The sequence below is a fragment of the Dyadobacter sp. HNCC25DJ184 genome, from assembly GCF_056895215.1.
The window spans coordinates 112,334-135,377 of the sequence record NZ_JBXHAQ010000002.1; the positions used below are offsets into that span (position 1 = coordinate 112,334).

The window sequence follows — 23,044 nt, forward strand, 5'->3', positions numbered from 1 at the left end:
TTATCGCTTCATTTTAAATATGTTGCGGTTTTTGCCATCCTGATACTCATACAAGAATTCATCGACACCTTGAATGGTCAGAAAGATCCCCAACCCGCCTATTTCGCGTTCATCGAGCGGGCGGGTGAGGTCGTCTGCATCGGGCATTTTTTTCGTCAGTGGATTAAAAGGGGCTGCCGTGTCCTCCAGAATAACAGTCAGCCATTCATCTGAAATCTCGCTCAAAACGACCACGTCAGCCTCAATACCAGCTGCTTGATATCCGTAAAGGATGATATTTGTGGCGGTTTCGTCAATTGCGAGCTTAAGACTATAAGTGGCTTTTTTTACCAACCCTGCCTGCTCGGCCAGCTCACCCATGTAATCCCGGAGGGAATCCAGAGAATCCACAACTCCGGGAAAACTTTTTGATTCCATCATTGGAAAAATTAAGCTGGATATTGATCAACAATCGTCACGCTGTGCTGCAAGCCGGTTTTTTCTAGTGTGTCGACGATAAGCTCCTGAGGCTTAACGATTATTATTGAAAGTTGCGGGCCAATCTTCTGCTTCGAAAAGATGAGTACTCTTAACCCTGCAGATGACATAAAGTTAAGATTCTCCATGTCGAGAACCAAGGTGTCAATGCTGTGCGTAGCAATTTTTTCTATCTCTGTCTGAAATGTACGCGCAGAAAGCGAGTCCAGCTCACCAGCCAGCGTAATTTTAGCCACAGGATCATTCACGACGGAATCTATTGTTAAAGCCATTTTCTTTGGATTTTAAGTTTTTAGGTATTAGTTTTTACTTCGGCGGTCGGCTTTCGGCTTTCGCTGGTTTAGATATTTTATGAACCATTAAGAAGTTGAGAGTAGTTAAGTAGCTCTCAACAAGCCCCTTAATTTCTTAATGGTAAAAAGAGATTCAATGAGAGGTTAGCGATTGGTAGGTTGATGGTAATCGATCAATAAGAACGGTCAACTGTTCTCAAACGGGCAACCCTTAACCTTCTCACCTTTAACCCATCCTCCCTTTCCTCCATCCTCCTTTCTTACTTCCCTATCAATATCACCGTAGCTCTTCCACCTACCAGAAATCTGGTTTGATCTTCGAGTTTAGGTTCTGCGCCTACGCCGTATGCGTCTTGTCCGGAAGGCATATCGGTATTTACAACAAGGTACCAGTTTCTACTTACAGGCAAGGTTGGTAACTCATAATATAATGCATCCCAGTGAGAGTTCATGGCCACGTAAACCATGTCGTCACGTATTGACCCGGTTTTGGCGTGGGCGCCATCCAGCATAAACGCCAGACATCGACTCGATGATGCGAAATCCGGACTCCATGCTTGCGTTCCGTGGAAACTGATATCCGGGAAGCCACTGTTTACATAGTCTCTGTGCTGAAAATGCGTTTTGCTTCTCAACACCGGGTGAGCCTTTCTGAAACGGAATATCTGTTTTGCGAAATTGAACAAATCCGCATTTTTTTCCAGAAGGCTCCAGTCCGTCCAGTTGAGTTCGTTATCGTGGCAATAGGTGTTGTTGTTACCATATTTGGTAACGCCCATTTCGTCGCCTGAAAGGATCATCGGCACACCCTGGCTTACCATTAAAATGGCCAGTGCGTTTTTGATCTGTTTATGTCTCAGCTGATTGATAAACGCATCGTCGGTTTCGCCTTCCACCCCGCAGTTCCATGAATGGTTGTCGTTGCCACCGTCGTTGTTGTTTTCTCCGTTAGCTTCATTGTGTTTTTGATTGTACGCAAAAAGGTCATACAACGTAAAACCATCATGACAGGCTATAAAGTTGATACTTGCCGTGGGGCCGCGATAATAATAAAGGTCGGGCCAGCCCTGGACACATTGTGCTATTTCGCCAACCAATCCTTCGTCGCCTTTGAGGAATTTACGGATCGCATCGCGATATTTTCCGTTCCACTCTGCCCAGCGGCCATATGCAGGAAAAGAACCCACCTGATAAAGCCCGCCAGCATCCCAGGCCTCGGCCACGAGTTTGCATTTTGACAAAACAGGATCATATGCCAGTGATTCCAGAAGTGGCGGATTGCTCAATGGAGCGCCATTTTGGTCACGCCCCAAAATGGCCGCGAGGTCGAAACGGAAGCCATCAATATGGTATTCGGCAGCCCAATAGCGCAGACAGTCCAGCACCATATTCCGAACTACCGGATTATTGCAATTCAACGTATTTCCTGTTCCCGAAAAGTTAAAATAATACCCTTCCGGCGTCAGCATGTAATATGTTTTGTTGTCAATCCCCCGGAAAGAAATGGTATGGCCACGGTGATCACCTTCGGCGGTATGGTTAAACACCACGTCGAGCATGACCTCTATACCATTCTTGTGCAGTTCTTTAACCAGCGTTTTCAGCTCGTCGACCTGCATACCAAACTTGCCTGTTGCGGCATATCCGGCTTTGGGCGAGAAGAAGTTAACCGTGCTATATCCCCAGAAGTTGACGATCAAGCCACCCGTTACCGGATTTTCGCGGCTGTTTTCCCATTCATCGAACTCGTAGATCGGCATGAGTTCTACGCAATTGATACCCAGCTCTTTCAGATATGCAATCTTACTTCGGATGGCCGCAAAAGTACCCGGATTTTTTACTTCGGCAGTGTGGTGTTTTGTAAAACCCCGTACGTGCATTTCGTAAATGATCAGATCCTCAATCGGCGTTTCCAAAGGGTGATCGTTCTCCCAGTCGAAATCTTCAAAAACCAGTCTGGAACGATAAGGATAGATATTGTCCCATTTGGGCTCGCCCAACCAGGTATCCCTTCCACCAATTGCTTTGGCATATGGATCACTCAGAATAATACTTTTGTCGAAACGATGGCCTTCCTCAGGTTTAAACGGTCCGTCCATCCGATATCCATATTCCAGCCTTTCATAGTCCAGGTCAAACACCGTCATCGCATATACCGATCCGGTCCTGAACTCGTCTGGGAATTTGATTTCAGCGAACGGTTCCGCTTCTCCCCGCTCAAACAATACGAGGGTACAGTCGAAAGCGGCGCTGGAGTGGATGCTGAAATTGATACCGTTTGGCACCATCGTAGCCCCAAAAGGAAGTACTCGTCCACGCCGGAACTTGATACCCTGTTCCTCATGGGTCGGGTAATAATCAATTCTTATATCTGTTGCCATCCGTTATGCGTTTTTAAGAATTGTCAGTGCTTCTTCGAGGGTGGCGACGATGGTAAAGAAGTTGATAAAACCCGTTGTGGACATCACATCCTGAATTTCTTCTGAAACTCCTGCCAGCACAACCCTCCCATTTTCAGCCTTGATATTGCGGTAAACCATCAACAAAACACGCAAACCTGCACTTGACATATATTCTACCGCTGTTAGATTTATGGCAATTTTGGTATGCTTTGTGGCAGCTTCCTTTGCCCCTGCTTCAAATTGCGAAGCGGTTTTGCTATCGATATCGCCTTCTACTACGATAATCGAGATATCGTCTTGCTCAGTTATTGTTATTTTCATTTGGAGCTGATCGTTAAAAATTACCCTACCGGGCTAATCTGTACTTTCACCCTTACTCTTTCGTCTGTCACCGGCAACGTCACTGTCAATCCGTTCGCATCGAAATTGGTATAAGGCTCATCGTTGATAAAAACCTCGCTAATAAATATGCTACCCGGAGGAAGGATATCCGGAGATACTCTGAGAATATTGTCTTTGAAGCCGCCCGGATATGGTTTGAAATAGAAATAGGTTGGCGTTTTGGTGATCAGCAAATTGATGTAAACCGCTGACAGATAGCATAATTCAGTACTGTGATATGCACTCATCGAGTGACTTCCTTTGAAACGTTCTGTTCCCAAAAGATATGGCATACCGTTCGAGAATACGTTGAAGTAAACTCCGCCATCATCTGTATCGAGGAAGAATGCATTGTAAAATGCAGCGGCTTCTCTGGCCTGTTTTTCATATTCTTTATCACCTAAAATCCCGTAAAGGATGAGGTAAGCAAGAATAGCCTGCTCCTGTTGCCACCATGCTTTGCGGTCGTGCCATACAAACTGGTGTCTTCCGCCGGTTTTGAGCACTCTTTCAACCACATCGTACCATCCACCACGCTGCCGGTCAGAACCTGCAGCAGGCATCAGTTCGGCAATTTTTTTGGCAAATTCGAGATAGCTTTCTTTGGGTGTCAAAGATTGCTGACGCATCAGGTTCCACGCGATTTTGAGGTTGTGACCTACTACCGCACGGTTTTGCTGCCATCCCCAGGTCTGGTCTTTGCTCCAGTCTTCAAAGAACTTCTCCTGAACGAAAGGACTGTTTTCATAGTCAGGGAAATACTTTGTGATGGTGTCAAAAGTATATTCCAGGAAGTCGGCATGGGCTTTTTCTCCTGTTGCCAGATATAAGTTGATCAGATATGCCGGAGCATGGTCACCCACCGAGTTCCAGTTTTTGCGGGCTTTGTTGTGCGCCAGACTGTCTTCATGGGCATCCAAAGAAATAGGGTGAAGGTGAGAATAGTAGCCTTCGCCCTCATGGTCTTTGTAGTATTTTTCGAAAAGATCCATCGTCTTGTCGATATCGGAGCGAATGCGGGTATCGCCGGTGATACGATAAGTTTGAGTCGGACCGGCCAAGGCATATATCTGCTCGTACATCGGGATTGAGTCCAGATCGTCGCCAAATTCCGAAGTCAGTAATTTGGTTTCTTTTTGACCTTCCACTTTCAAGCCATGGTACCAGTAAACCAGATCGTCGTCCTTATCAAAGAACCGCATATGGTCGCGCAGGTATTCCGTCCCTTTCTCGGCTCCTTCCAGGAATTCGTCTTTCCCAGTCAAGAGATAAGCCGACGCAAAGCCATATACCATACGGGATACTGTATCTGTTTCCTGAAGATAATCACCTTTTTTGGTACCCCCCAGATGAAGCATGGTGCGGTAATTCTTGTAGTTGATCTCTTCTTTTGGATAGTCAAACTGCCATTTCAGATAGCTGGTGGCAATCGAACCGATTTGCTCAATCCACCAGTTTGGCTCTTCGTGACGATATTGTTGCGGCACTTTTCCCGGAAACACAATTTGCTGGGCTTCGAAAACCGATGTCTCGGCCCCGTCATTTGGATAAAAAGTACCGTAAACAAATGCAAATTGACCGTTTTTTGAAAGAAAGCTACCTATATCACCCGGATCCTGCCAGCCTTCCGTCAGGTTGCGGACGCTCCTCGCATATGTGGATGCGATCAAATTAATCTTGAACGGGCGCTTATCCGATGTTTCCAAAGTAAACCAGCGCTCTTCAGGGCTGTACCCCGTAACATATCCGGCAATGGTGTCCGAGAAAGTGAAGTCTATATTCATACGTTGCGTAATAAAAGAGGTTTATACTAGTAATTCTGAACTTCAATGGAATAGATATCAGGCCAAATCTTCCTGATCTTTGTAACCCTGCGTTATTTCAATAATGTTACCCTCCGGATCTTTAAGCCAGACGGTTTTCCAGCCTTCGATCACCTCATCAAAATGAAGAGGCCCGAGTGTAATCTGCGCATCCTCGCCCATTTCGGCGACTTTCGCATCCACATCGTCAACGGAAAAAGCCATATGCCGCAGCCCTGCATAATGAGGGCCGTCAGCTTCGGCCATCGGGTAAGGTCGCTGTTCTTCAACCGGGAAAACTTCGAAGTAGAAATTGTCGTCGTTTTTCATAAAAACCAGTTTTGCGTCGTCGCCCAGATCAATGACCCGGGCTCTTCTGAAGCCGAAATATTTTTGGTAAAACGACTCGAATTTGTCCAGGTTTTTAACTGTCAGTGCAAGGTGAAAAAATGTCGCTTTCATCTGTCTATTGTTTCTCTGACAAGGTTTCGATGATTTTTTTGGCAAACAGATGCGCGTGTCCGCCCGATCTTCCAGTGATTAAATCGCCATCAACGACCACGTCTTCGTTGGTGTAAATCGCCCCATATGCCTTCGCGTCGCCGATCAGGTTGTTGTGACAAACCAGCCTTCTGCCTCTCACAAGTTCAGTTGCCGGAGCAGTAAGCCAAAGTCCGTGGCAAATGATACCTTTCAAAATTCCCGGTTCTGCAAAAACCCTTTTGAGGAATTCGGTCGCAGGCGGGATTTTCTCAACATCTTCTGTATATCTCAATCGGTCGGAAACCATCCCTGAAGGCACAATGATAGCGTCGTAGGTTCTCAGTTCTTCATCCGACATATTCTCGAACGACTCCCAGCAATCCATCGGCGCTCGATACTCATGGCCATGAAATGTAATCTTGTCCTGCCCCCACAACCTTGTCAGAAAGTGGAGTTCGGCTCCCTCTTCCGGAAAACGGAATTTGTAATAGAAGATCTCATTTTCGAAATAGTCGGCTTCAAACAGAACACCGATCTTTTTACCGGAGAGTTTCATGGAAATCGTTGATTAAAGAGCTCAATTATTAAAAAAGACAACTTTGTTTCGCACTAAGACCTATTCCGTAACAAATTGACTATGTTACGGTTAACTACTTTTAGCTCAACACTTCAACAAGCTTGTTACCGAAAGCAATGGACGATTCCACTGAAAGTGCTGTTACAAACGGAGCATCAAAATGCACTTGTGGTTTCGTGCGATTGGCTGTCGGATCTGAGTAGACCCGGCCGTTAGGACCCACTGCGTCTTCCACGATTACCAACAATGGAAATGCAAATCCCTGACTTACCAGATTCGTACCCGGGTTTTCGGGAGTTGCCCGTACCAATGTATAGGCCATGGGGCCGGTAAAATCCCATTCGCGTGGGTGAGCCACTATTTTGTTGCCATATATAATGCTCCGGTGCAGGGTATCGTTTTCACGTGCCCACACAAACGCCCCTACTGCGTAGCATAGCGCGCCCAATATTTTACCCTGATTATATGCCGCCACTGAAAGCTTATGTACAAACGGATTTCCGACGATATCCAACGCTGAGCCCGGTCCGCCAACGAGCACCAAAGCGTCGTAGTCAGACATATTCGCGTCTTCAATTTTGATCGGAGAATCCCATTCGCCGGTATCCAATATCTGATTGATGCGGTCAACTACTTCGGCCGGGTTGACATTGTAGTTTTGCATCGGATCAATGAAATTTTTGTCCATGCTCAGTTCCATCGGAAGTGGCGTAATACCCTTTGGAGTTGCCAGGGTCAAATCAAAGCCTGCATTTTTAAGAGCGTCCCAGGGAGCCTGTAATTCTTCTCCCCAAAGGCCTACGTTGGATGCGAGGATTAATATTTTCTTGCTCATTTTGTTATTAACGGTTTATCGTGTCGGTTGTAAAAAATCTATAACATATTCGGAATAACCTAACTTAACTCACTTATAACCAGTCATTATATTGAATTACACTATCCTTTCAGACCTGAGTAATGGCGGAAAATCTTGCCATCTTTCAGGTATAGCGCATCATATACTTTAGATTCGCCCCAGGCGGTCAGGATTGTAGCTTCCAGATGGATGCTGTCGTCAGTGATCGCCAGTTTTTCGGTGGAGACAAAACCACGATAGATATTGGTCAGGTAGTCGCCAAGCTGTACTTTGAGTTCTGCTTTGCCTCTCACATAAATCGGTTGTTCTGCTACCAGCAGTATCATTACAGCGTCGTCGTGGTAGTCGTGTTCTACAAGCTCGTTGACATCGTTGTTTGCCAAAAGCACGAGGTGATTGTCGTAAAATTCCTGGTTTGTCATAGTTAAATAGTTGAATATTAGCTTTTCAGGATAGCTCGTTTGATCAATACTTTTAATAAGTGCAGCAGGTAGGCCGGATTATTAACAAAGGGATTAGATATGGTCAGGTTGTCAACCGAAAGTCCGTTTAAAGCGTCGTCCAGAATGATTGCACTGACTGCTTTTCCGGCCAGCGTTCTCTCAAGTTCGCCAAGCCGAACAGGGACTTTTACACTACCTGAAACAGCAATGCGGACTTCGGATATTGTGTTGTCGTCAACCCGCAAAAGCACAGCTACGCCGCAAACAATTTTCCCCGATTTCAGATAGTCGATAAAATGGAATGATCCAGCTATATCGTTACTGGTGGTGAGCGTTACGCTTCTCACAATTTCACCTTTGGAAAGTGTAGCGCCCAGTCCATTAGCCAGAAAGCTTTCAAGAGATTGTTGTCTGCTTCCCCCCGGCCCTATAATATTAACCTTTGCATCCAGCGTCAGGAAAGCTGCCAATACTGCTCCATGCGCCGGTGGTTTATAAAGCAATGCTCCGCCCACGTTACTATGGTTTTTCAAATGCGGGTCCTTAATGGACTTCAAAGCGTCGTTTAAAACGGAAATCGAGCTAACAACGCTGTCGGCGAGCATCGCTGCGAAAGTCACAGCAGAGCCAACTTCGAGCTGATTTCCGTCATAAAATAGCACCGAATTCAATCCCTGAATATTCCGAAGGCTTACTAATCCAGTTGGTTTGGATATCCCTTTTTTGGCATTACTTACATATGACTGATCGCCTGTAAACAGGTCTGAATCATCTCTATTGAGGAGCGATATCGCTTCTTCCAAAGTGCCAGGGGCAGAATAGGAAAATGGATTTAGTATCATGGTTCAGTGAGTACGGTTTGTTCCTGCATGATTTCCCAGATTTTCTCCGGCGTCACCGGCATATCTATATGTGTCACCCCGAAGTCTGACAATGCATCACAAATGGCGTTGACGACGGCAGGAGCTACCGGTGGATTGCTTACATCGCCCGCTCCTTTGGCACCCAGCGGGTTGGAAGGTGATGGTGTTTCCGTTCGATATAGCTCGACTTTCGGCAACCAGCCTGACCTTGGAATGATATAACTGTCCAGATCATCACTCAAAACCTGACCGGTTTCAGGGGAATATTTGGCCTCTTCGGCCAATGCCTGTCCGATCCCGAGCACTATATTTCCATAGGTTTGTCCGTTGACAACTTCCGGGTTGACCACCTTTCCAAAGTCGTCGACAGCAACGTATTTTACCAAATCAATTTCACAAGTCTCTTCATCGATTTCGACCACCGCTACATGCGTTCCGAATGGGAAATTGAAGTTTTTAGGGTCGAAATAAGAGGAGCCTTCCAATCCGGGATCCATGCCTTCGGGCAAATCCCAGCCAAACCAAAGCATCAATGCCACTTGCTGCAAAGTCATGACAGCCTGCTCAGGAGCTGGTGTACCGATTACCTTGCCGCCCTTATATTCAACAAGATCCACAGGCATTTTGAAAAGATATGCAGCAAACTCTCTGGCTTTTTGTATTACCATGCGGCAAGCCTTCTGCACCGCAGCACCTTCCACACTCAGCGATCGGCTACCGTAACTTGCTTGCCCGTAGTATAAGGGATTGGCTGTATCCGAATGCTTTATCGTCACATATTCCATCGGAATCTCTAATTCCTGAGCGGCGATTTGTGCAAAAGTCGTTTGCTGTGATTGTCCGTGAGGTTGCGCTCCCGTCGTTATCGCTACTTCTCCTGATGGCGCAATATGGATATATGCGCTCCCCCAGGTACCGCTCATCAAGCCTTCACCACCCATTTTTCCGGAATTTCCAACACCCGCAACGGCGACATACGAGCCTATTCCCAAACCGAGCAACTTGCCCCGGCTGCTGGCTTCTATCTTTTGTTCGGCCAGATTAGCGTAGCCTGCTTTTTCAAGCGCTATATCTAAAGTGTTTTCATAATTTCCAGAGTCATATGTCCAGCCGAGTCCGTTTTCATATGGAAACTGGTCGGGCTGAACCATATTCATTCTCCGCACCTCGGCGGGGTCTTTTCCTATTTTCCGGGCAAACATTTCAATAGCCCGCTCGATCAAAAAGATAGCCTCCGCCCTGCCCGATCCGCGCATGGGAGCCGTCGGCACTTTATTGGTATATACTACATTAATTTCATATGAAGAATGCGGAATCACATAAGCGCCCGGTATACTTCTCCCGATCAAAGCAAGTGGTTGTCCCGGCGCATTAATCACCGGATATGCCCCTACGTTACTGAAAGCGACACAACTTAACGCTGTTAGTTTTCCTTCTTTTGTTCCTGCTATTTTTACATGCTGAATCTGATCTCTGGACTGAGCCGTATTTCTGGCAAAACCTGCGCGGGTATCTACCCATTTTACTGGTCTTCCAAGTTCCTTCGCCATCCATAAAACGAGGGGTGTATCGGGATAAAGATTGCCTTTACAACCGTTGCTTTCCCCCATAAAAGGAATGATCACCCGGAGCTTGTTATACGGAATGCCCAGCACATAAAGTGAAATCAGCAACCGGTGTGGATATGGTATCTGAGTGTTTGCCCACAGGGTATAGTCCTGAGTAGCAGGATCATATTTTGCCAGCGCTCCACGGACCTCCAGGGTATTGTGCATCATCCGCTGGTTGTATATCTTTTGCTCAACAACAACTTCCGATTCATCAATCGCTTTTTGGGTAGCTTCACTATCACCGAAGATCGTGTGAATCATGGTATTGTTTGGGGCAGTTTCATGGAGCTGCGGAGCACCGGGAAGTGTGGCTTCCTCGGCATCAAGGACAATAGGAAGTGCCTCATAATCAACCTTAATTTTTGCAAGGGCGTCATATGCCTGTTGCTCTGTTTCAGCAACTACAGCCGCTAACTGATCCCCAACAAAACGAACCCGGTCCGTTGCGAAAACGGTATGCGAGCCTGGTACTATTCCCGAAGGATGCGGCAGGAAATGACTTTCAGTGAACGGCGGAATCCAGATTACTGGTATCGGCATGATACCGCCCGTATCTTTTGAAGTAAAAACCCTGACAACGCCAGGCATTGTTTCAGCTTCGCTCGTATCTATTTCTTTGATAATAGCATGTGCGACAGGACTTTGCAGTATCGCAGCATGTAACATTCCCGGAAGCTCAAGGTCGGCGATGAATTTACCTTCACCTGTGATCAGCTTTTCGGTATCTCTTGTTTTAACAGAATTTCCAACATATTGACCAAAGGCTGCAGGTTCAGGAGTTTCTTCTGTTCCGGCGATTTTACCGGCTGCGGCTAAAACCGAAGCCACAACCTGCTCATATCCAGACTCCCTGCTCAAATTTCCATTCAATCGCTCTTTGATGGCAGCTTCTGAAGGACTCGGATTTTCATTCAGCAACTCGAGCATGGACATGATCGTGCCGGGCGTTGAAAATCCGTTTTGAACGGCGAAATTTTCCCAAAATGCGCTCTGCAGCGGATGCAACCCTTCTTGCGTCGCCAGACCTTCAATCGTTTGAATATCATCCCCTTCCGTTTCAACAGCCAATACCTGACAGCTTTTGGTCGCCTTGCCATTGACCAGCACGGTACATACTCCACAGGAAGCTGAGCTGCATCCGATCTTTGTACCGGTAAGTCCGAGATTATCCCGCAGGTATGATACTAGTAAGGTTCTCCCTTCCACTTCGGAAGTGCACGGATGGCCGTTAACGTTGTTATTGACTTTCATGAGTATGGGATCAAATTTCTTCAGGCAAGAGAACCGTCCGGATGCTGAACCATTCCGGCAAAATGAATCGCAATTTTTCCGTCCTTCAAAACCCAACTGTCGGCAAATCGCATTTCGCTTTTTTCACCACCAACGGTCATGGTTATTTGTTCGGTGATCATCAGAGTTTCAGGATTTTCTGTTTCCGCCCAAAACACGATATCAGATTCCAGACCATCGATCCCCAAAATTCCCTGCATATGCTCTTTCACACGCTCGCGTCCCTGATAGATCACCGGCGATTTTGAAAAACTGCTGATCAACAGCGCGTCGTCGGTATACTGGTCCAGAAGTGCCTCAATATTCTTGTCCAGAATGTGCTGGATATGTTCTGTATACATTTTACCGAGCTTGGTATCAGGTATATTTTTCATTGTAAAAGAGGTTGAATGGAATGAGACAATTATTTATTTGTTATAGACAAAGAGCATATAATGAGACATATGCAATGTCAGCTGTAATTTGTAATCGGGATATTTTGAAATGATCTTACCGATTAGCTCTTCGCCCTGCAAGCCTTGGTAAACCAATTCTTTAACATACTGCAGATAATCTATCTGTGCATCAAGAACCGAGGCATCAGTCGGGATACCATGACCGGGGAAGACGTGCAGATATCCTTTGCTTTTCAGCTCGGTCAGAGCTTTGATCCAGTTGTCGAAACTGTATTGGCCGTCCGAAGTTTTATCACCAAAAAACGCATAGACATTATGATAAATCAAATCCTGAGCAAGCAGTACTTTCTCTGCTGGTATCTCAACAATCAGATTCACAGTTGATTCAGTATCAAGTACTTTTATCAGGTTTAGCTCAACACCATCTAAATTCAGAATCCCTTCTGCCAAAGCCTCAGTCGGCAAATTCTTTTCACTGTAAATAACCTGGTCGGCATTGTCCGGATGCAGGCTTTTGTGATATCCGATAAAGTAATCGGCCATATAATTGATCGCTCCGATCACTTCCGGAAGTGCGTATACCGGATATCCGGCGAAAGCCGGTGCACCCATCCAATGATCCGGATGCAAGTGCGTGATAATCACCATTTCCAGCGGTTTACCAAGACTGGAGATATAGGCCTTCAGCTCTTCTGCATGAGGTTTAAGCTGGAGTGTATCAACGAGCAGCAATTTCCCGGGAGTTTCGACGACCTGCGCGTTGGTCAGCTCTCCGTCTTCCGGCGCCTGAACGGTGTGAATAGTAACCGTATCTAGCTCCACCTTATTGATACTGATGTACTTATATTGTTCCATAACGTTAAATAAAGGCGATAGAGGTTGAGCTTACGCTGTGGTTTTTGGGTAAGTGTAATATGAAGAGCACCGGCCACGGTTGGGGCGACGATTACCGTCGCTTATCACAACGTCGCTGATCCTTCGTGGTATTCCAGTCCGTCGACTATGTATTTGGTAATGAGAGCGCCGCCGTTTCCGTCTGATTTTACCTCCCAGGTCTGGAAAGCGTCGCAGGCGATTCTTTTGCTATATGCCTCAGGAGCATTCCATACACTAGCCTCCCATTGAACCACAACTTTAACAGAAGCGGTGTCGCCGGTAATGGTTGCGTCGACCGTTTTTACGGTATGAACTTCGTCAAAGAAAATGCGGATCACGCGCTGAAACCAGCCTTCAAAGCCAGCCCAACCATAAACTGTCGTCTCAGGAAAAACCATTTCCAGACCGTCGTCGATAAGCATTGGCAACAATTCCACCTGTGGTGCGTGCACGTCCAGTTTACGATACCAGACTTTCGCTAAACTTTCAATCGATTCCTGAGTAAGCATTTTATGAATTTTTTTGGGTTTAATATTTTCTTTAAATTTTGCCAGGAAGGCAGCAAGGGCAGAGCTGTAAAGGTGAAGGGTTATACGGTTAAGGGTTAACTGCTTCCGTATTTACCACAGTTTTTTCCTTTGTTCCTTCGTGCCATTGTGGCTATCTTGTTTTCTTACTGCGAGCAGTTTGTCTTTACCCAGTCTGATTTGTGTTCGCCTTGTAAAACAAGATCAATCAGGAAGGGTTTGTCGTCTGCCAGCATCCGTTCTATCGCCGGGGCGATATCCTCTTCTCTTTCCACACGAACTGCATCTACGCCCATCGACTGGGCAAGAATATCAAAACGAATCGCAGGATAAGAAAGGTCAAATGAAAGCGGGTGGTCATGTTTTGGAATCTCCCTTTCTTTCCAATAAACATCGATATTGAGCTGCAAAAGTTTATAGGAACCGTTGTTACAAACCACAAACTTTGCCCCGGTATTATGCCGAACGGCAGACCAAAGTGCTTGAATAGTATACATACTTCCGCCGTCGCCCGAGAATCCTATCACGGTTTTATCAGGACTGAAAAGCTTCGCGCCGATCGCTCCAGGAAACCCTACACCCAGCGAGCCGCCGCGTGTAACAAAGTAATTTCCAGCCACTTTCGGAACAATATGCCGGGTTATAGCAGGTGAACTCGTCAATGCCTCATCGAAAATGATGGAATCAGCTGGTAACTTTTCCGCCAATACGCTCGCAAACTGTGACATCTGCAATGGAGCCCCACCTTTCTGTGCTGCATCGGCCTCGAGATCGGAAGCTATTTTCTTGTTTTTCGCAGAGGTAATTTCATCAACTCTTGCGGTAGCCTTTTCCTTTTGAGCTGGCGTCATTTTGGATTGCAAAACTGCCAGGAGAGCTTCCAGAGACAGTTTTGGATCGCCAACCACGCCAATATCTACCCTGTGATTTTTCGCAATTTCATATGCATTCAAATCAATATGAATCACTTTTGCGCCGGGAGCGTATATATCGCCCAGACTTGGGAAAACCTCAGGCACCATATAAGTACCCACCACCAGGTTTACATCTCCTTTCGTCGTAATCGGTCTGGAGTATTCACCAAACATATGTCCGGTGGTTCCCTGATATAAGGGATGCGAATTATCCATGATCAAATCTCCGAACTCTACCCCATATACCTCAGCTCCCAGAAGTTCCGCCACTGATGTCAATTCGGGAATCGCCTGCGAATAGGCAACACCGTCACCGATAAAGATCATCGGTTTTTCAGAAGCCAGAAGCGCATCAGCCATTTCTTCAACCAAACCGGCCGAAGGCAAAACTCTTGTCGACGGGATATGCGTCGGGAAAACTTCTTCTTCGTTGATCTCGTCCAGCACATCCATTGGCAAGCAAACGTAAACCGGACCCATAGGAGGCGTGGCCGCGATTTTGATCGCTCTTCTCAAAGTTCTCAAAACGGACTTGGAATTGTGCACCATGGTCGCATATTTGGTAACGGGCGCCATCATACCGACCAGATCATTGGCCATTTGCGAATCCATATTCATATACTTGGTTCCGGCATCCGACCCGATCACAACCAGTGGAGCATGACCTCGTTTGGCCTGATACAATGCCCCTACCGCATTTCCGATTCCTGGAGAGCTGTGCAGCTGTACTAAAGTCGGTTTTTGGGTGGCGCGGGCATATCCGTCGGCGGTCATCACGGCAATACTCTCCTGTAAAGTCAGGATGTATTTCATTTCGGGATATTCTTCCACGGCATCCAGGAACCCCTGCTCTACCGTGCCGGGGTTGCCGAACATGTGGTCCATACCGTCAGCCAGGAATTGTTCGATGATCTTCTGATTTCCGGTTTTACCAGCCATATCGCTTCAGACCTTTATCTAATACGTTAACAAACTGCTCACCAAACTCGAACGAGCATTGCAGGGAGCGTGCAGTGATAAATGGATAGTCTACAATGACGGATGTTTCTTTACCGAAGTTGCCATGATATTGCCCCTCAGGACCAACGGCGTCAGTCAGGATATATTCAAGTACATACGGTGGTGGCCCCATATTGAGGTCTGTATGCAGGAAGCCGGTACCGTCGTGGTAATCATATTCGATGCAGTGACCAGTCACATGTTTTCCTTTGATGATGGATCTGCGCTCGTTGAAATCGCGTGCAAAAACAAGGGGCGCAACTCCATAACAGATCGCCGCAATCGGCATATCTTTTTTATAAAATGCCAGAATCAGATCGTGAACACGCTGATTATTAACCATATCGATGATCGGCCCACTACCTCCAACCAGCAAAAGACCCGCATATTCCTCTGTCACCGCTTCCTGGGCAACTTTCAAATCTTTGAAGTATTTTTCAAAAACGCGTAGAAAATCGGCGGTCGCAAAGTAAGGACGCTCCGGAATTCTTTCGGATAAATTCTGTCTGGTTTCCAGTCTTCCCGTTGCTTCAAAAGCTTTCACTTTTTCGGCCGCTTCGGGAGTCGTAACACACACGCCAAGAGGAGGATCCACGTATGTTGTATCGTAACTCGGAGGAAGAGCCTCCGCTTTTTTGCCTTTCGGAGTTATAAATTCAACGGTATAGCCTGCCTCTTCCAACTTTTCAAGAGGCCCTACGAGCTCCACTCCCCAGTAACCGAATTCAGAAAGTACCGCTAATATCTTCTTTGACATAATACTGAGATTTGAATGATTTTGATTAATCTTTGACCAGGGGAATACCACGCATACCAGGAGAGGCTGTCGCCTGTTTGTAACCCCATCTGTGAAATGCGTATCGTAAATATCCTGATTAGAAAGATCGTCGTGATTCAATTCAATATCGAACCTGAAAAATAGCAACCTGAACCTGTTGATTTTGGGATTCAAGCCCCAAGAATAAAATTGAAGTTTTTGAGAAGTCGCATGAAGTCCTATTTCGACAAAAGAATGTCGGCTTTGAAGACATTAAACCAAATTTAATCTAAGTATTCTATTAAATTTTGCTACTTTCGCAGTTCTACACACCCCTCAGTTTTTTGTACACACAAATCGATAAAATCGACGACTAAATACTTTGACTCTCCAGATAAACCTGGTTAACTTGTAGTACTATTTAGTTGTATATCAGTAGTAAACATATTGCAAATCATTCTTTTGCATATCATGTCTAGTCTCAATGATTGGTAAGGCGCCTCCCTTCTGGGGGCAGGTAATATATTCTCTGCTCAACCTTAAAGTAAACTTCAATGGAACCATTTAAATTACTTGTCGTAGCAATTAAAAAAGAATGGAGGCACCTGATCAGCGATGCCTTAATGAACGCAGGATATGTATTTGAAGAGACATCTGTTAACACCAAACAAGAGGCACTAAATGCCTGCAACCGTTCTCGTTTTGACCTCGTTATCTCAAGCTGCACGTTGCCCGACGGCGAAGTGGCAGACCTCATGATGGTGATAGGTAAATTGTTTCCATGCATGGTCATTTCCGAACAAAGGTCGCTTATCAGCTCAGAAAGGGCACTCATGTTCCATAAATCGGATGTGTTTGTGGCTTCCTCGGTTCAGAGCTCATGGATATCCGCCGTAGAAACCGCCTTGACCCAATGGAAACAAACCGCCCAAAGGGATTTGCAGGAACAAAGACTGGAAGACTCGAACCTTCACAAAAAAGTACTTTCCCGCGTTAAAGAGGAGCTGTTTTTTGGCGAAGAGGACGATGAAGATATCGGGTCTGAAAGCAAGATATCCTCCGTGCTGAACCTTCTTCTGGAAGTGCTGGATATCAGTCGTATATACATATGCACAAAGTCGCCTTCGGACGGTGAAACCAAAATTCTTGAAAAATCGGAAGCGACTGCGCCGGGGGTCCGTCGTTCGCTGGTGAAGGATAACGGTACCACCGTGCCGTTTTTTAATCGCTGGAACAAAATATTTTCCAACAAACTACCTGTGACCGGAACCTTGGGAACGCTACCTCCCGGAGAACAACAATGGTTAAACTACCGTGACAGCCAATCGGTATTGGCCGTACCGATTCTTTCGCAAGACAACTGGGAAGGTTTTATTGGTCTCGAGGATTCGTTTAACCCCCGTCAATGGTCGAGCGAAGAGATCAACCTGATTGAATCCGTAGCCGATCTTATTAAGGGTCAGTACATTGCAAAAATTAAAAATACATATAGCACGGATCCAAGAATGGCGATTGCTCCATTATGACACTTGATTCAAGTTATCAAAAAGGGATGTCACTGGGGTGGAGATTGTGTTTTATCGTCAGCCTTTTTGTATCCGTACCACATTTAATTTTTTCCTGGAATAACTATTCTTCCCGTTCCCTGATCTGGATGGGCGCGCGTGATATGTTTGTCCAGTTTGTTTTCAGTTTCGGCTTTGCGTGGATATTCATGTACATATGTCTGAATTATACATATCAAACCAAGATCTCATTCAACTCCCAGCGCAAATGGGTGCAACTCCTCATACTAATCGTCACTTTTATCTCTCTCAACGAGACGCTCGTTACTATTAAAAGTATATTGAGCAACGACAAATCTGACATCCTGCTTTTTAGGGTCGTCTATTATCTGTACCATTTTCTGGTGATATTGGCCATTCTGGCCTTCCGTCATTTTTTGCTGACCACTCAGGCCAATTATAAAATCGGGTTGGAAAATGAACAGCTTAAGCGCGACCAGTTAAAAGCCCAACTCGAGGCACTCCGGAATCAGCTGAACCCGCATTTTTTGTTCAATGCGCTGAATATTCTCAATATATCTATCGTGACTAATCCTGATCTGGCACAGCGAATTGTGCTGGACTTATCTGATATACTGCGATATAACCTCAAAGTTCAGAATCAGAATCTGGTACTGCTTCAGGACGAGCTGGATGCGGCCCGTTCTTATCTGGATCTGTACAAAGCACGGTTTGGCGACAAGCTGGTTTTTTATATCGCCAAGATCGAGATGACCAAGCAGTGGTATATTATCCCGCTGTCGCTGCAGATTTTGATTGAAAATGCGATCAAGCACAATGTAATCACCACCAACCAGGTATTGACGATTGAAGTCAAACTCTCGGAGTCTGAAAAGAAACTGAATGTGGTGAACTCCGTCAACAAAAAAAACCAGGTTCCGAGTACCGGCATCGGCCTACAGAATCTGGACAAAAGATATAGAATTCAAACAGGCCAGAAGCCTGAGCTATTGGAAGAAGAACAATTTTTCACAGTGCAAGTACCACTCATTGAAATTCCATGACCAAGGTTTTAATCATAGAAGACGAGCAGCCAGCGGGCGAATATCTAACCAAACTTATCCAAAAGATAGATTCTAGTGCCGAGATACTCGGTGTGCTCGAAAGCGTCGAGATGTCGGTTGACTGGCTAAAAAACAACAGCACGCCCGATCTCATATTCCTGGACGTCCAACTTGGCGACGGCACCTGTTTCCAGATTTTCGAAGAGGTTTCCATCGCCTGTCCCGTCATATTTACAACCGCGCATGACGAATATTCCATCCGCGCTTTCAAACTCAACAGCGTCGACTACCTGCTCAAACCGATCCGACAGGAAGCCTTGGAGTTCAGCCTCAACAAATTCTACAACCTCAATAAAGAGCATGCAGCAAGCAATGCAAAAATGCTGGAGGAGCTGATGCACACCCAAATCCTGAACCGCAAAAGTCCCAGAAGAAGCTTCCTCGTTCCGTACCGCGACAAACTAATCCCCATCAAAGACTCCGACTTCTCCTGGCTCACCATCCGCAACAGCGTAGTAATGGCCACGCTCCACGACGACCGAAACCTCGTCCTCGACAAATCCCTCGAAGAGCTTGAAAATCAGCTAGATCCCTCTAACTTTTTCCGCGCCAACCGCCAATTCATCATAGCACGAGCTGCTATTCGCGAGATCGAATTATATTTTAATGGAAGATTACTTGTAAGGACAAATCCCGCTTCTACTAATCAGATATTGATCAGTAAAGAAAGAGTACCAGTTTTTAAGAAGTGGTTTGAGGAGGTTTAAAGCGGTTTAAAGGGGGTAAGGGCAAGTTTAGATGCTTGCTCCTCTCGAACGTTTGCCATGCTCAGCGAGTAGAGGGACTGCCATTAGCTAATTTAACTCCGTTTTCGATATGAGAAAGGGCTGATATTGCTATATTTAAGCAAGAAAGCTCCACTAATACACCATCGTATATGACTAAGAAGGAAATTCCAACACCTTCCAAAGATGAGGAGCTTGGTTATCCAACGGGTCTTGACTGACTCTAAACGCCAATGCTTCACTAAAAGATCAATCGAAACAAATATTTGCCACTATGGAAAAGTTACAATTCACAGCAAGTATCAATGCACCTGTAAGCAAGGTATATGATTTAATGCTTGGCATTAGCAGTAAAGTAACTTACGAACAATGGACTAAGTTGTTTAACCCGACATCTACCTATGAGGGAAATTGGGATAAGGGAAGTAAAATCCTATTTGTGGGAGTAGATGAGAAAGGAGAAAAGGGAGGCATGGTTTCCAGGATCGCCGAAAACATTCTTAACCAGTTTGTTTCTATTCAACATTACGGTCTTGTACAAGCTGATAAGGAAATTACAGAAGGACCAGAGGTCGAAAAATGGGCAAACGGATTTGAAAACTATTCCTTTGAAGAAATCAACGGGATTACAACCGTGACCGTTGACTTAGACACTACAGAGGATTTTGTAGATTATATGAACGAAAGCTACCCAAAAGCACTCGACAGGCTGAAAGAAATCTGTGAAGAATAGCGATTTCAATAATATCTCACAGAGGCAAAGAATTAAAAACAGCTTATAAGATCGGTTTGACAATGTGGCGGTCGTTTACTCGTAGGCAAACGCTGCCCGTCTAACAAAAATCCTTACACTCAGTTCAGAAATTTAACGGAAAACTTGCGCAACCAAAAAGTTGCTCTTATATTCGCAACCAATCAGTTTCATATGACTTTTAACAAGAATCGATAGTACAGATTCTGACGAAATCATTAAACCAATTTCCACACTAAAAGTGAGAAAACAAGTGAAAAGCAACCTTCTATTTGATTTTTCGGTAAACAAGGAAAACAAAACCATTCACGTAAAAAGAGAATTCAATGCCAATCTTGTGTTGGTTTGGAAAGCATGGACTTCGGCAGAATTACTGGACCAATGGTGGGGACCGAAACCCTGGCACGTTGAAACGAAAACCATGGATTTTCGCGCAAACGGATTCTGGCATTATGCAATGATTGGTCCGGACGGAGAAACACATTGGAGCAAGGTCACTTACATTGCTATTGAGAAAGAGAAATCCTTTACGGCGAAAGACGGGTTTTGTGATGAAGCCGGCGTGATGAATACTGAGTTTCCTCAAAATTTGTGGGAAAACAAGTTTCACGACAACGGAAGCAAAGTCGAGGTGGATATTCTTTTAACCTTCGATACAATCCCGGACTTGGAACAAACTATTGATATGAACTTTCAAGAAGGCTTTACTTTGGGGCTGCAGCAGTTGGATGATGTGCTTTCGAGGCAAAAGAATGAGTAAATGTGTGAATGACTGGAGCTATTCCTTTTTATAAAGCACTTATTATCAGATATTTAACTTCACGAATTGGCCTTCGACAGGCTCTGGCCGACAAGCATTATGGCGCGTTTAAAACTTAAAAACAGCAATATGAGAAAAATAATTGTTTTGTCGATGATTTCATTGGATGGGGTCATGCAGGCGCCTGGTGGTCCAGAGGAAGATACATCAGGCCTTTTCAAATATGGTGGCTGGACTGCGCCTTATGGCGATGACATTGAAGGTAAGATCATAAGAAAAGAACTGAGCGAACCGGCAGATTACCTTTTGGGGAGGAAAACATATGATATCTGGGCGGACTATTGGCCTGAACATGGAGATTTTTGGCCCGGTATTAACAGCGGCACGAAATACATTTTATCGAATACTCTGAACAAGTCTGATTGGCAAAACACGGTTTGTATCAAAAATCTTGAAGATATTAAAAAGGTCAAAAGTTCCGAAGGCCCCGATATTCATGTTTGGGGTAGCAGCGAACTTGTTCATTTGTTACTTGCAAATGACCTGATAGACGAACTCCGGCTCAAAATTTACCCCTTGCTTCTGGGTGCAGGAAAACGCCTATTTGATACCAGTTCGATGCCGTCGGCATATACTTTAACCGAAAGCGTGACCACAACAAAGGGAGTAATTATTGCTTATTACCAGCGAGTGGGAAATATTAAAACTGGCAACGCAGGAGCGTGAGAAAAGAGAAATATTTCCAGAATATTAATAGCTGAATTCAGCTATTAAATGTTGACCGTCGACTATGCCAAGTAACAAAAAACATAGTCGACCCAAAATACCCGGTCGCTCCACCCTTCGCTCATTCACTTATTCTGCCATTGTCCTATCCTGCCTCATTCAAAACTCTTTAAGCTCCACTTTTTCCAGTCTTGCCCTTGAAATTTTCCGTTTGAACAACTGCCCCTATTAAAGTCTCTCCCGAAATCAACAAATTCGGAAAACTTATCCATTCACTCAACTTAGGGAAAATGTATACTGCTCGGGAAATTAAAGCCGGAATCATATTTTCATTTGCCTGGCGAACGCTTCTTTACAACTTTCTATACGCGTCAGTCCTATGCAGCATCGCCTATTTCGGCAAGATTTCGATAGGGATATCATTCGTTCCGATTGGGTTAATTGGCACTGCAGTAGCTTTTTATGTAGGTTTTAAAAACAATTCATCTTACGAAAGGCTTTGGGAAGCCCGACGTATCTGGGGCGCCTTTGTGAACGCGAGCAGGACCTGGGGTGCTTTTGTGAGGGCATATGTTAAAACGGGAGCCGACGAAACTTCGACCGAACTCAATGCAGATCAGGTGCAGTTGATTCACCGGCATATCGCGTATGTAAACGCTGTCCGAATTCAGCTCCGAGCTAAAAGTGCCTGGAATGACAGTAGCACAGTGGCACATGCCGTTGTAAAAAACCAACAAGACAAAAAACCGCTGAGGGATAGTTTGCTTGAATTTTTGTCCGCGGCGGAAGTTGCCCAATACCTGGCTGCCAAAAATCCCGCAACACAGATCATGAAAGACCAGGCCTTATATCTTGATGCGTTGTACCAAAATTCTCAGATCACAGAACGTTCCTATGTTCAATTGATGAATCTCACACAGGAGTTTTACAATCAGCAAGGAGCTGCGGAACGTATCAAGAATTTTCCGTTTCCACGCCAATATGCATATTTCAGTAAAATTTTCGTACAACTATTCACTTTGATCCTACCATTCGGACTCATATTCGAATTTGCGAAATTGGGTGATGGCCTGATATGGCTGGCTATCCCCGGTTATATGATTATCGCCTGGGTTTTCTACACGATGGAAATAGTCGGTGACTCAAGTGAAAACCCGTTTGAAAATGCACTTAACGACGTGCCTATGACAGCTATATGCAGAACGATTGAGATCGATTTAAGAGAAATGCTGGAAGAAGATAATATCCCTGCGCCATTGCAGCCGGTGGATGATGTTTTGATGTAAACAGCAATACAGCGCTGCCTGGCGGCGAACCGGTTAAGGGTTAAAGGAGGGCTGATCACCTGCATTTTGCCAGAAACCAACACCTGCTATTTGTTGCTAGGCCGCGACTCGAAAGTGTCGATCGTTTGCTAACGCCTGCCTACTTATTCAACATGAACAGTCCTTTATCCCACAATCTTCTTTTTAACCACTTTATAAGCCCAACCATCAAACTTACGAGCT

At 45.3% G+C, this 23,044-nt stretch carries 23 protein-coding genes; 7 read left to right on the top strand and 16 right to left on the bottom strand.

The window, feature by feature from the left end; all coding sequences use genetic code 11:
- The 16 genes from AC1XUD_RS03365 to AC1XUD_RS03440 form a co-directional block, all read right to left on the bottom strand.
- Positions 1–420, bottom strand: a complete 420-nt coding sequence (locus AC1XUD_RS03365) for an ATP-binding protein (RefSeq protein WP_483359543.1) — start codon at positions 418–420, stop codon at positions 1–3.
- Positions 421–428: 8 nt separating this feature from the next.
- On the bottom strand, positions 429–749 hold the full coding sequence (locus AC1XUD_RS03370; RefSeq protein WP_483359544.1) for an STAS domain-containing protein: 321 nt from the start codon (positions 747–749) through the stop codon (positions 429–431).
- A gap of 281 nt (positions 750–1,030) precedes the next feature.
- Complete coding sequence (gene glgX / locus AC1XUD_RS03375; RefSeq protein ID WP_483359545.1) at positions 1,031–3,151, bottom strand: glycogen debranching protein GlgX; 2,121 nt, start codon at positions 3,149–3,151, stop codon at positions 1,031–1,033.
- A 3-nt stretch (positions 3,152–3,154) separates the two neighbouring features.
- Complete coding sequence (locus AC1XUD_RS03380) at positions 3,155–3,493, bottom strand: STAS domain-containing protein (protein WP_483359546.1); 339 nt, start codon at positions 3,491–3,493, stop codon at positions 3,155–3,157.
- Between the two features lie 20 nt (positions 3,494–3,513).
- A complete protein-coding gene (locus AC1XUD_RS03385) occupies positions 3,514–5,337 on the bottom strand; it encodes an AGE family epimerase/isomerase (protein WP_483359547.1) in 1,824 nt (607 codons plus the stop codon).
- 57 nt (positions 5,338–5,394) lie between these two features.
- Positions 5,395–5,817 carry a VOC family protein gene (locus tag AC1XUD_RS03390; protein WP_483359548.1) on the bottom strand — a complete coding sequence of 141 codons (423 nt, stop codon included), beginning with the start codon at positions 5,815–5,817 and terminating at the stop codon, positions 5,395–5,397.
- 4 nt (positions 5,818–5,821) lie between these two features.
- Positions 5,822–6,394, bottom strand: a complete 573-nt coding sequence (locus AC1XUD_RS03395) for a DJ-1/PfpI family protein (RefSeq protein ID WP_483359549.1) — start codon at positions 6,392–6,394, stop codon at positions 5,822–5,824.
- A gap of 100 nt (positions 6,395–6,494) precedes the next feature.
- On the bottom strand, positions 6,495–7,250 hold the full coding sequence (locus tag AC1XUD_RS03400; protein WP_483359550.1) for a type 1 glutamine amidotransferase domain-containing protein: 756 nt from the start codon (positions 7,248–7,250) through the stop codon (positions 6,495–6,497).
- Positions 7,251–7,351: 101 nt separating this feature from the next.
- Positions 7,352–7,693: a hypothetical protein gene (locus tag AC1XUD_RS03405; RefSeq protein WP_483359551.1), complete on the bottom strand. Its 342-nt coding sequence runs from the start codon at positions 7,691–7,693 to the stop codon at positions 7,352–7,354.
- Between the two features lie 17 nt (positions 7,694–7,710).
- A complete protein-coding gene (locus AC1XUD_RS03410; protein ID WP_483359552.1) occupies positions 7,711–8,556 on the bottom strand; it encodes an FAD binding domain-containing protein in 846 nt (281 codons plus the stop codon).
- Positions 8,553–11,438 (bottom strand): molybdopterin-dependent oxidoreductase, encoded by a 2,886-nt coding sequence (locus AC1XUD_RS03415; protein ID WP_483359553.1) that lies wholly within the window; start codon positions 11,436–11,438, stop codon positions 8,553–8,555. The genes AC1XUD_RS03410 and AC1XUD_RS03415 overlap by 4 nt, the downstream gene beginning before the upstream one ends.
- A 20-nt stretch (positions 11,439–11,458) precedes the next feature.
- Positions 11,459–11,851, bottom strand: a complete 393-nt coding sequence (locus tag AC1XUD_RS03420) for a nuclear transport factor 2 family protein (RefSeq protein WP_483359554.1) — start codon at positions 11,849–11,851, stop codon at positions 11,459–11,461.
- A gap of 33 nt (positions 11,852–11,884) precedes the next feature.
- On the bottom strand, positions 11,885–12,727 hold the full coding sequence (locus tag AC1XUD_RS03425) for an MBL fold metallo-hydrolase (RefSeq protein ID WP_483359555.1): 843 nt from the start codon (positions 12,725–12,727) through the stop codon (positions 11,885–11,887).
- 104 nt (positions 12,728–12,831) lie between these two features.
- The gene (locus tag AC1XUD_RS03430; RefSeq protein ID WP_483359556.1) at positions 12,832–13,257 is read right to left on the bottom strand and encodes a hypothetical protein; all 426 of its coding nucleotides are present in this window, start codon (positions 13,255–13,257) and stop codon (positions 12,832–12,834) included.
- Between the two features lie 164 nt (positions 13,258–13,421).
- Positions 13,422–15,128 carry a thiamine pyrophosphate-binding protein gene (locus AC1XUD_RS03435; RefSeq protein ID WP_483359557.1) on the bottom strand — a complete coding sequence of 569 codons (1,707 nt, stop codon included), beginning with the start codon at positions 15,126–15,128 and terminating at the stop codon, positions 13,422–13,424.
- A complete protein-coding gene (locus AC1XUD_RS03440) occupies positions 15,118–15,945 on the bottom strand; it encodes a type 1 glutamine amidotransferase domain-containing protein (RefSeq protein ID WP_483359558.1) in 828 nt (275 codons plus the stop codon). Before AC1XUD_RS03440 ends, AC1XUD_RS03435 begins: the two co-directional genes overlap by 11 nt.
- A 554-nt stretch (positions 15,946–16,499) precedes the next feature.
- Here AC1XUD_RS03440 and AC1XUD_RS03445 point away from each other — a divergent pair.
- The 7 genes from AC1XUD_RS03445 to AC1XUD_RS03475 all read left to right on the top strand — a co-directional run bounded on the left by AC1XUD_RS03445 (position 16,500) and on the right by AC1XUD_RS03475 (position 22,822).
- Entirely contained in the window at positions 16,500–17,471 is a 972-nt protein-coding gene (locus tag AC1XUD_RS03445; protein WP_483359559.1) for a GAF domain-containing protein, read from the top strand.
- Positions 17,468–18,514 carry a sensor histidine kinase gene (locus AC1XUD_RS03450; protein WP_483359560.1) on the top strand — a complete coding sequence of 349 codons (1,047 nt, stop codon included), beginning with the start codon at positions 17,468–17,470 and terminating at the stop codon, positions 18,512–18,514. The genes AC1XUD_RS03445 and AC1XUD_RS03450 overlap by 4 nt, the downstream gene beginning before the upstream one ends.
- Positions 18,511–19,281 (top strand): LytR/AlgR family response regulator transcription factor, encoded by a 771-nt coding sequence (locus AC1XUD_RS03455; protein ID WP_483359561.1) that lies wholly within the window; start codon positions 18,511–18,513, stop codon positions 19,279–19,281. The genes AC1XUD_RS03450 and AC1XUD_RS03455 overlap by 4 nt, the downstream gene beginning before the upstream one ends.
- A gap of 292 nt (positions 19,282–19,573) precedes the next feature.
- Positions 19,574–20,032 carry an SRPBCC domain-containing protein gene (locus tag AC1XUD_RS03460; protein WP_483359562.1) on the top strand — a complete coding sequence of 153 codons (459 nt, stop codon included), beginning with the start codon at positions 19,574–19,576 and terminating at the stop codon, positions 20,030–20,032.
- Between the two features lie 271 nt (positions 20,033–20,303).
- Positions 20,304–20,810 (top strand): SRPBCC family protein, encoded by a 507-nt coding sequence (locus tag AC1XUD_RS03465; protein ID WP_483359563.1) that lies wholly within the window; start codon positions 20,304–20,306, stop codon positions 20,808–20,810.
- Between the two features lie 129 nt (positions 20,811–20,939).
- The gene (locus tag AC1XUD_RS03470) at positions 20,940–21,536 is read left to right on the top strand and encodes a dihydrofolate reductase family protein (protein ID WP_483359564.1); all 597 of its coding nucleotides are present in this window, start codon (positions 20,940–20,942) and stop codon (positions 21,534–21,536) included.
- A gap of 290 nt (positions 21,537–21,826) precedes the next feature.
- A complete protein-coding gene (locus tag AC1XUD_RS03475; RefSeq protein ID WP_483359565.1) occupies positions 21,827–22,822 on the top strand; it encodes a bestrophin family protein in 996 nt (331 codons plus the stop codon).
- Positions 22,823–23,044 lie beyond the last annotated feature (222 nt).

Bases quoted from the DNA above. Each gene is read 5' to 3' on its own strand.
- AC1XUD_RS03405 (WP_483359551.1), bottom strand. From the start codon at position 7,693: ATGACAAACCAGGAATTTTACGACAATCACCTCGTGCTTTTGGCAAAC.
- AC1XUD_RS03460 (WP_483359562.1), top strand. From the start codon at position 19,574: ATGGAAAAGTTACAATTCACAGCAAGTATCAATGCACCTGTAAGCAAG.
- AC1XUD_RS03440 (WP_483359558.1), bottom strand. From the start codon at position 15,945: ATGTCAAAGAAGATATTAGCGGTACTTTCTGAATTCGGTTACTGGGGA.
- AC1XUD_RS03455 (WP_483359561.1), top strand. From the start codon at position 18,511: ATGACCAAGGTTTTAATCATAGAAGACGAGCAGCCAGCGGGCGAATAT.
- AC1XUD_RS03365 (WP_483359543.1), bottom strand. From the start codon at position 420: ATGATGGAATCAAAAAGTTTTCCCGGAGTTGTGGATTCTCTGGATTCC.
- AC1XUD_RS03380 (WP_483359546.1), bottom strand. From the start codon at position 3,493: ATGAAAATAACAATAACTGAGCAAGACGATATCTCGATTATCGTAGTA.
- AC1XUD_RS03430 (WP_483359556.1), bottom strand. From the start codon at position 13,257: ATGCTTACTCAGGAATCGATTGAAAGTTTAGCGAAAGTCTGGTATCGT.
- AC1XUD_RS03445 (WP_483359559.1), top strand. From the start codon at position 16,500: ATGGAACCATTTAAATTACTTGTCGTAGCAATTAAAAAAGAATGGAGG.
- AC1XUD_RS03415 (WP_483359553.1), bottom strand. From the start codon at position 11,438: ATGAAAGTCAATAACAACGTTAACGGCCATCCGTGCACTTCCGAAGTG.
- AC1XUD_RS03435 (WP_483359557.1), bottom strand. From the start codon at position 15,128: ATGGCTGGTAAAACCGGAAATCAGAAGATCATCGAACAATTCCTGGCT.
- AC1XUD_RS03450 (WP_483359560.1), top strand. From the start codon at position 17,468: ATGACACTTGATTCAAGTTATCAAAAAGGGATGTCACTGGGGTGGAGA.
- AC1XUD_RS03470 (WP_483359564.1), top strand. From the start codon at position 20,940: ATGAGAAAAATAATTGTTTTGTCGATGATTTCATTGGATGGGGTCATG.
- AC1XUD_RS03370 (WP_483359544.1), bottom strand. From the start codon at position 749: ATGGCTTTAACAATAGATTCCGTCGTGAATGATCCTGTGGCTAAAATT.
- AC1XUD_RS03400 (WP_483359550.1), bottom strand. From the start codon at position 7,250: ATGAGCAAGAAAATATTAATCCTCGCATCCAACGTAGGCCTTTGGGGA.
- glgX (WP_483359545.1), bottom strand. From the start codon at position 3,151: ATGGCAACAGATATAAGAATTGATTATTACCCGACCCATGAGGAACAG.
- AC1XUD_RS03395 (WP_483359549.1), bottom strand. From the start codon at position 6,394: ATGAAACTCTCCGGTAAAAAGATCGGTGTTCTGTTTGAAGCCGACTAT.
- AC1XUD_RS03475 (WP_483359565.1), top strand. From the start codon at position 21,827: ATGTATACTGCTCGGGAAATTAAAGCCGGAATCATATTTTCATTTGCC.
- AC1XUD_RS03385 (WP_483359547.1), bottom strand. From the start codon at position 5,337: ATGAATATAGACTTCACTTTCTCGGACACCATTGCCGGATATGTTACG.
- AC1XUD_RS03410 (WP_483359552.1), bottom strand. From the start codon at position 8,556: ATGATACTAAATCCATTTTCCTATTCTGCCCCTGGCACTTTGGAAGAA.
- AC1XUD_RS03420 (WP_483359554.1), bottom strand. From the start codon at position 11,851: ATGAAAAATATACCTGATACCAAGCTCGGTAAAATGTATACAGAACAT.
- AC1XUD_RS03390 (WP_483359548.1), bottom strand. From the start codon at position 5,817: ATGAAAGCGACATTTTTTCACCTTGCACTGACAGTTAAAAACCTGGAC.
- AC1XUD_RS03425 (WP_483359555.1), bottom strand. From the start codon at position 12,727: ATGGAACAATATAAGTACATCAGTATCAATAAGGTGGAGCTAGATACG.